Source organism: Microbispora hainanensis (assembly GCF_006874475.1).
GTDB classification, from domain to species: domain Bacteria; phylum Actinomycetota; class Actinomycetes; order Streptosporangiales; family Streptosporangiaceae; genus Microbispora; species Microbispora hainanensis.
Window position 1 is genome coordinate 209,320 of sequence record NZ_VIRM01000006.1, and the last position, 7,463, is coordinate 216,782.

Sequence of the window (7,463 nt, forward strand, 5' to 3'; positions counted from 1 at the left end):
ACGATGGCGCCTGAAGACGCGGAGAGTGAGGGCGCCGTGACCAATCCATGGCTCGCGCTTGAGTCCGGGGCCGACGCTGCGGAACGCACCGGTGAGCTGCGCCGCGCCCATGAGCGCTTCCTGTCGGCAGGGATGATCGACGGCCCGATAGACGGCCCGGTGCGTTCCGTGGTCGCCGACTCGTGGCGGCGTTCGGCGCGGGCCGTCGATCCGGACGCGCTCGCGCCGCTGGAGCTCACCGACGCCGAGCTGGAGGAGTATCGCCGCGCGCACCCGCTGGCCCAGGTGCTGCCGCTGTTCCGCGACCTGCTGGGCGGCATCGCCGACGACGGGCGGCACCTGCTCGCGGTGTGCGACGCGGCCGGGCGGCTGCTGTGGGTCGAGGGCCATCGCGGGGCGCGGGCGCGGGCCGAACGGATGAACTTCGTCGCCGGGGCCCGGTGGGACGAGTCCCACGCGGGCACGAACGCCCCCGGCGTCGCGATCACGGTCGACCATCCGGTGCAGATCTTCGCGGCCGAGCACTTCGCCGTGCCGGTGCAGCCGTGGACCTGCGCCGCCGCGCCGATCCACGACCCGCACACCGGCCACCTGCTCGGCGCGGTCGACGTCACCGGCGGCGACAACCTGGCCAGCCCGTACAGCCTGGCCCTCGTGCAGGCGGCGGCCCGCGCGGCGGAGGCCCATCTGGCCACCCTTCCCGCGCCGGATCTCGCGCCCGCCGTGACGCTCACCGCCCTGGGCCGGGACGACGCCGTGCTCGGCGAGGGCCCGCGCCGCATCAGGCTCGGCCCCCGGCACAGCGAGATCGTCGTGCTGCTGGCCTGCCACCCCGAGGGGCTGAGCAGCGACCAGCTCAGCATGGAGCTGTACGGCGACCGCGCGCTGAACCCCGTCACGCTCCGCGCGGAGCTGTCCCGGCTGCGCCACCGGCTCGGCCCGCTGCTCGACTCCCGTCCATACCGGCTGCGGGTGCCGGTGCGGGCCGACTTCCAGGAGCTCGCGGAGCACCTGGCCGCCGCGGACGCGGACGCCGCGCTGCGGGCCTACCGGGGCCCGCTCCTGCCCGGCTCGGACGCGCCCGGCGTCGTCTGGCAGCGCCGCCTGCTGGACGACGGCGTACGCGACCTGCTGGTGGCCCGGCGCGACCCCGCGCTGCTCGAACGGTGGACACGCGCGCCGTGGGGGAGGGACGACATCGTCGCCTGGCAGGCGCTGCTGGCCGCGCTGCCCGCCGGGTCCCCGGCGCGGGCGCGGGCCGCCCGGCGGGTGCGGGACCTCGACGCGGAGTACGGCCTGCCGTTTAGGTGAGGTTCTTGAGCCAGCGCAGGGCGACGGCCGCCGCCAGGCGGGGCGGCACGGTGCCGGCCCCGAGCCCGACGTCGACGAGCAGGTCGAACACCTCGGTGCGGCGGGCGGCGACGTCGATCGCCGCGTCGATGAACCCGGGGGAGCGGGCGGCCAGGGCGAGCGCGTCGGTGGTGCGCAGGTGCCGCCCGAGCGCCCGGCGCAGCCCGCGCCGGTAGGCCCGCAGCGGGTCGTCCGGCGATCCGATCGCCGCCTCTGCGGCGAGCCGTCCCGACAGCAGCGCGTAGTAGATGCCCTCGCCGGTCAGCGGGTTGATCAGGCTCGCCGCGTCACCGGCCAGCAGCACCCGGCCCGCGCCCGGCACCGGCCGCCCGCTCGACAGCGGCAGGTGGTGGGCGCGCAGGTCGCGCACCTCTCCGGGCGGGCTCTCCATCATCTCGGGAAGCAGCCGGGCCAGCCGCCCGTGCAGCACCTCGCGGCCCGGCAGCCCGGTCTCCCGCATGCGGGGCAGCAGCAGGCCGTAGCCGACGTTGGCCGTGCCGTCGCCCACGGGGAACGACCAGCCGTAGGCCGGCCACGCCTCACTCTGCATGACGATGACCTGCACGTCGTCGTCCGGGGGCACGTCGGCGTACCCGCGCACCGCGATGGCGGTGTGCCGGTCCGGGCTCGGCGGCACGCCGATCAGCCGCCGTACGGCCGAGTTGGCGCCGTCGGCGGCGACGACCGTCCGGGCGACCAGGTGACCGTCGACCACGACGTGCCCGCCGAGGGCGGTCAGCGTGCGCACCCGGTGGCGGCGCACCTCCACGCCGCGCGCCCGCGCCGCCTCGACCAGCCGGGCGTCGAAGACCCGGCGGGGCACCACGTGGTTGGGCCGCGCGACGACGGCCGAGACGTGGGCTCCGCCGGGCGACGTCACCGACAGGCGCGGCGTCGGCCGGTGGTCGTCGAGCAGGCCGGGCAGCCCGAGCAGCGCGAGCTCCTGCCGTGCGTGCGCCGCGATGCCGTCGCCGCAGGGCTTGTCCCGCGGGAAGGCCGCCCGGTCGAGCAGCAGCACCCGGCAGCCGGGGTCGAGCTGCCGGGCCCGCAGCGCGGCGGCCGAGCCCGCCGGCCCGGCGCCGACGACCACCAGATCCCAGACGTCGTCCACATTCACAGACCGTACGTGGAGAAGAGGTTGGTGGTGGGCCACGACTTCACCGAGTTGGCGGCGGTGTGGAGAAGGGGGTCGATGTCCCCGTAGCTCAGCCCCGAGGCGTCGTCGCGCTGGTCGAAAAGCACCACCCAGCTCAGCCCGTCGTAGCGCCGCACCATGAGGGTGGAGGTGCCGGCCAGGGTACCCGTGTGCCAGGTGTTGCGGCCCCCGGTGACCGGGCGGACCTGCCAGCCGAGGCCGTAGTACCAGCCGTTGGGGTTGATCCCGATCGACGGCTGGGCGAACGCCTTGGAGATCGAGGCCGAGGTCAGCACGCCGGCCGCGTCGAAGAGGGTGGTGAACTTCGCCAGATCGACGGCCGTGGCGAGCCAGCCGCCGTGGGCGGCCATGTTCTCCAGGTTGAACCCGCCGTACGGGAAGGGCACCACGGAGCCGGAGGTGTCGATCACGCTCGTGCCGGTGTACTTCGAGAAGTACGGCACCTCGCCCGATTTGCGGAGACTCTTCGCCGTCCTGCCGAGCGTCATCCGCTTGATCTTGAGCGGCGTCAGGATCTTGCTCTGGACGTAGCTCGCGTACGAGACCCCGCTCGCCTTCTCGATGACCTTCTGCAGGAGGAGGTATCCGTAGTTCGAGTACACGTACGTCGTCCCGGGCGCGTGGTCGAGCTTGCGGCCGGTGGCGTACTGGATGATGTGCGCCTGGGTGACCGGCAGCGGGACGCCGAACTTGGCCGCGATCGTCCGGTCGCTGAACATCGGATCGCCCGACACGCCGGAGTCCCAGCCGCCCAGGTGCTGCAGCAGGTGGGTCACGGTGACGGAGGCGAGGCGCGGGTCGGCGGCCGTGCTCAGCCCCAGCAGCGGCGCGACCTTGGCCGTGAGGCTGAGCTTGCCGTCCTGCACCAGTTTCAGCACCGCGGCGGCGGTGATCGGCTTGCTGAGGCTCGCGATGCGGAACAACGAGGCGGGCCCGGCCGCGATCGAGGTGTCCGCCGTCCAGTTGTAGCCCCGGGCGAGCACCAGCTTGCCCTTGCGGACCACGGCCAGGGAGGCGTGCGGGATCGTCCGATCCTGCATGAAGCGTTTGAGCGTGTCGTCGAAGGGCTTGAGCGACGTCGCGCCGCTGCCCGTGACACTCCACACGCGGGCGGCCGCGCTCGCCGGCGACGCGGGCAGCCCGGCGGCGAGCCCGGCCGCGGCGCCGCCCGCCAGCAGGCGCAGGGCATTCCTGCGGGAGGCGGAAAACGTTTCCGAAATCATGACGCGTGATCTTAGGGGAGATTTGACCGGTCATAAGTGCATTTCTGGCTATCCGGATCGGAGGCTGAATGCGGAAAAGGCTGATTTCGGAAGACGCTGGAAAGACGCCGGGAACGACGCCGGGAACGACGTCGGGAACGACGCCGGGAACATGGACGCAACGTGTCGGCAACGTGCCCGCGACTAACGTCCGGGGCGTCAGACCCACACCCTGTCCGGGAGGTCCATCCCATGACCCGTTACGCCGCGCCGGGACAGCCGGACGCCCTCATGGCGTACGAGCAGCGTTACGACCACTGGATCGGCGGGGAGTACGTCCCGCCGCAGCGGGGGCGGTATTTCGACAACCCCACGCCGGTGACCGGTCAGACCTTCACCGAGATCGCGCGCGGCACGGCCGAGGACGTCGAGCGCGCCCTGGACGCCGCGCACGGCGCCGCCCCCGCCTGGGGACGCACGCCCGCGGCCGAGCGGGCGAACGTCCTCAACCGGATCGCCGACCGCATGGAGCAGAACCTGGAGCGGCTCGCCGTCGCCGAGACATGGGAGAACGGCAAGCCGATCCGGGAGACGCTGGCCGCCGACATCCCGCTGGCCATCGACCACTTCCGCTACTTCGCGGGGGCGATCAGGGCCCAGGAGGGCAGCCTGTCGGAGATCGACGCGGACACCGTCGCCTACCACTTCCACGAGCCGCTCGGCGTCGTCGCGCAGATCATCCCCTGGAACTTCCCGATCCTGATGGCCGCCTGGAAGCTCGCGCCCGCGCTGGCCGCCGGCAACGCCGTGGTCCTCAAGCCGGCCGAGCAGACCCCCGCGTCGATCCACTACTGGATGAGCCTGGTCGCCGACCTCCTCCCGCCGGGCGTCCTCAACATCGTCAACGGATTCGGCGTCGAGGCGGGCAAACCGCTGGCCTCCAGCGCGCGGGTCGCGAAGGTGGCCTTCACCGGGGAGACCACCACCGGGCGGCTGATCATGCAGTACGCCAGCGAGAACATCAAGCCGGTCACGCTGGAGCTCGGCGGCAAGAGCCCCAACGTCTTCTTCGACGACGTGTCCTCCGCGGACGACGAGTTCTTCGACAAGGCGCTGGAGGGCTTCACGATGTTCGCGCTCAACCAGGGAGAGGTGTGCACCTGTCCCTCCCGGGCGCTCATCCAGCAGGGCCACTACCAGCGGTTCCTGGAGGCCGCGGTCGAGCGTACGGAGAAGATCGTGCGCGGGCACCCCCTGGACATGGCCACGATGGTCGGCGCCCAGGCGTCCAACGACCAGCTGGAGAAGATCCTGTCCTACCTCGACATCGGCCGGCAGGAGGGCGCGAAGGTGCTCACCGGCGGGCAGCGCGCCGACCTCGGCGGCGAGCTGTCGGGCGGCTACTACGTCGAGCCGACGATCTTCGAGGGCGCCAACCACATGCGGGTGTTCCAGGAGGAGATCTTCGGGCCGGTCGTCTCGGTGACCTCGTTCACCGACTTCGACGACGCCATCAAGATCGCCAACGACACGTTGTACGGCCTCGGGGCCGGCGTGTGGACCAGGGACGTCAACAAGGCGTACCGGGCCGGGCGGGCCATCCAGGCCGGGCGGGTCTGGACGAACTGCTACCACGCCTATCCCGCCCACGCCGCCTTTGGCGGCTACAAGCAGTCGGGCATCGGCAGGGAGACCCACAAGATGATGCTCGACCACTACCAGCAGACCAAGAACCTGCTGGTCAGCTACTCGCCCTCGAAGCTCGGCTTCTTCTGATGCCCGAGGTGTCCCGCGTGGACCTCACCCCCGCGGCCGCCGGCCTCATCCGGCGGCTGCGGGCGGCCCACGGCCCGCTGATGTTCCACCAGTCCGGCGGCTGCTGCGACGGCAGCGCTCCGATGTGCTACCTCGAGGGCGAGTTCCGCACCGGCTCCTCTGACGTGCTGCTCGCCTCGCTGGCCGTCGAGGGCGTCGACGAGCCGGTCACGTTCTGGATGTCGGCAAGCCAGTTCGAGCGCTGGCGGCACACCCACCTGACCGTGGACGTCGTCCCCGGCCGCGGCAGCGGCTTCTCCCTGGAGGCGCCCGAGGGCGTGCGTTTCCTGATCCGTTCCCGCCTGCTCACCGAGGCCGAACGCGCCGCCCTCGATGGTTGAACGTCGATTACTCATTGACGTCGAAATGTGACGGTGTAATGCCTCCGCTGTAGTCGGGTGCGGTGGCGGACGGACCGGGAGGGGTACGGTGAGCATGCGGCTGATCCGGGGAGGAGCGGTGATCAGCATGCCCGTCGATACGCCGAATCCTCTGGCGGGGTCCGTGCTGTCCATACTCCTGGCGGCACGGGAGCTGGGCCTGTCGGTGACCGAGACCCACCTGGTGGGGCTCCTTTATCTCACCGACGTCGCCGCCGTCGAGGCGGGGCGACCGGTCGTCGTCCTGAGCGGCGACGCGAAGAACCAGCAGCCGGACTGGGATCTGATCTATGTCGCGCCGTTGTCGACGGCAACGACGCTCAAAACGGAGTACTGCGTGAAGCTCGCGCAGGGAACCGCCAATCTGTCCAGCAAGTGCTGGGTGCGCACCCGTTTGTGCGCAGCCCTTTCTCAAGGAAGAGCTCGGCGACTACCTGGGGCAGCTTCCGCCGCAGTTGGTGGCCCTGATCGAGGACAACCTGTTCGCCTATCTCGGCATGATCGACTGACGGGCGAGCGGAGGCCGCGGCGTGGGGAGCCGCGGCCTCTGGGAACTTCTCCTGGGCTCAGATCTTGCCGGTGCCCGCGTTGGCGAGGACGGTCGCCTTGACGCCACTCGGGTTGTCCACGGTGTACGAGTACGGGATGGAGGCCACGCTGCCGGAGGTCTGCGGCGTGCCGGAGTTCACGAAGTAGTTGTTGCGGGCGACGATCGACCCGCCCGGCGACGAGCCTTCGGCGGTGTGGGTGGGCTCCGCGATGTTCTCGAAGTAGTTGCCCTCGACGAGCACCCCGGCGCCGCAGGTGGAGGCGATGCCGTAGCTGTAGTCGGTGTAGGACGAGTCCTTGTAGTAGTAGTTGTTGAACACGTGCACCGGGTTGCCGAAGCGCACCCGCGGGTTGCGCTGGCCGCAGGTCTGGAACGCGTTGTGGTGGTACGTCACGCGCAGGTGCCCGGTGTCCTCGGAGCTGTTGTTGTCGCTGTGGCCGACGAGTGAGCACTTGACGTGGTCGTGCAGCTTGTTCCAGGAGACGGTGACGTAGTCGGAGCCGTGCGTGATGTCCAGCAGGCCGTCGTAGTAGTCGGTGCCGTGGCTGGTGTCGCTCGACAGGTCGTTGTGGTCGAGCCAGACGCGCTTGGCGTTGTCGAGGTGGATCGCGTCGCCGTTGCCGTTCCCGGCCCGGACCTTCGAGATCTTCATGTTGCGCACGACGACGTTGTCGACGTCACGGATGTTCAGGCCGCAGCCGGTCAGCCCGGAGTTGGCGCCGACGCCGACGATGGTGGTGTTGCCGCCCACCCGCACGTCCTCCGAGCAGGTGAAGTTGCCGTTCACCTGGACGATCTTCGCGGCGTTGTCCTTGACGGCGGCGGTGAGCGCGGTCAGGGAGGTGACCGTCGTCGTGCCGCCGCCCGCACCGCCGCTGGTGCCGCCGCCCTGGGTCGCCCAGCCGATCAACCCGGTGGTGGGCGGGGTGGTCGGGCCGCCGCTGGGCGGGGTGCTCGGCGAGGGGGTCGGGCTGCTCGTCGGCGTCCTGGTGGGGGTGGGGGAGGCGGGT

General features: G+C 71.2%; 7 protein-coding genes. 4 read left to right on the plus strand and 3 right to left on the minus strand.

The window, feature by feature from the left end:
- The first annotated feature begins 36 nt into the window (after positions 1–36).
- Entirely contained in the window at positions 37–1,311 is a 1,275-nt protein-coding gene (locus tag FLX08_RS07795; RefSeq protein ID WP_142617526.1) for a helix-turn-helix domain-containing protein, read from the plus strand.
- Here FLX08_RS07795 and FLX08_RS07800 read toward each other — a convergent pair.
- Together FLX08_RS07800 and FLX08_RS07805 are read right to left on the minus strand one after the other, a co-directional pair.
- Positions 1,304–2,461, minus strand: a complete 1,158-nt coding sequence (locus tag FLX08_RS07800; RefSeq protein ID WP_244312478.1) for an NAD(P)/FAD-dependent oxidoreductase — start codon at positions 2,459–2,461, stop codon at positions 1,304–1,306. The genes FLX08_RS07795 and FLX08_RS07800 overlap by 8 nt on opposite strands.
- Before the next feature lie 2 nt (positions 2,462–2,463).
- Positions 2,464–3,729: a serine hydrolase domain-containing protein gene (locus tag FLX08_RS07805; protein ID WP_142617528.1), complete on the minus strand. Its 1,266-nt coding sequence runs from the start codon at positions 3,727–3,729 to the stop codon at positions 2,464–2,466.
- Positions 3,730–3,960: 231 nt separating this feature from the next.
- Between FLX08_RS07805 and adh the strand changes: the two genes are divergently transcribed.
- The 3 genes from adh to FLX08_RS43350 all read left to right on the plus strand — a co-directional run bounded on the left by adh (position 3,961) and on the right by FLX08_RS43350 (position 6,513).
- Entirely contained in the window at positions 3,961–5,484 is a 1,524-nt protein-coding gene (gene adh / locus FLX08_RS07810; protein ID WP_142617529.1) for an aldehyde dehydrogenase, read from the plus strand.
- Positions 5,484–5,864, plus strand: coding sequence for a DUF779 domain-containing protein (locus FLX08_RS07815; protein ID WP_142617530.1), 381 nt, complete (start codon positions 5,484–5,486; stop codon positions 5,862–5,864). Before adh ends, FLX08_RS07815 begins: the two co-directional genes overlap by 1 nt.
- A 127-nt stretch (positions 5,865–5,991) precedes the next feature.
- The gene (locus tag FLX08_RS43350) at positions 5,992–6,513 is read left to right on the plus strand and encodes a type II toxin-antitoxin system PemK/MazF family toxin (protein ID WP_425280616.1); all 522 of its coding nucleotides are present in this window, start codon (positions 5,992–5,994) and stop codon (positions 6,511–6,513) included.
- Here the strand turns inward: FLX08_RS43350 and FLX08_RS07825 are convergent.
- Positions 6,470–7,363: a pectate lyase family protein gene (locus tag FLX08_RS07825; RefSeq protein ID WP_482809800.1), complete on the minus strand. Its 894-nt coding sequence runs from the start codon at positions 7,361–7,363 to the stop codon at positions 6,470–6,472. The two genes, FLX08_RS43350 and FLX08_RS07825, sit on opposite strands and share 44 nt — an antisense overlap.
- Between the last annotated feature and the right edge of the window lie 100 nt (positions 7,364–7,463).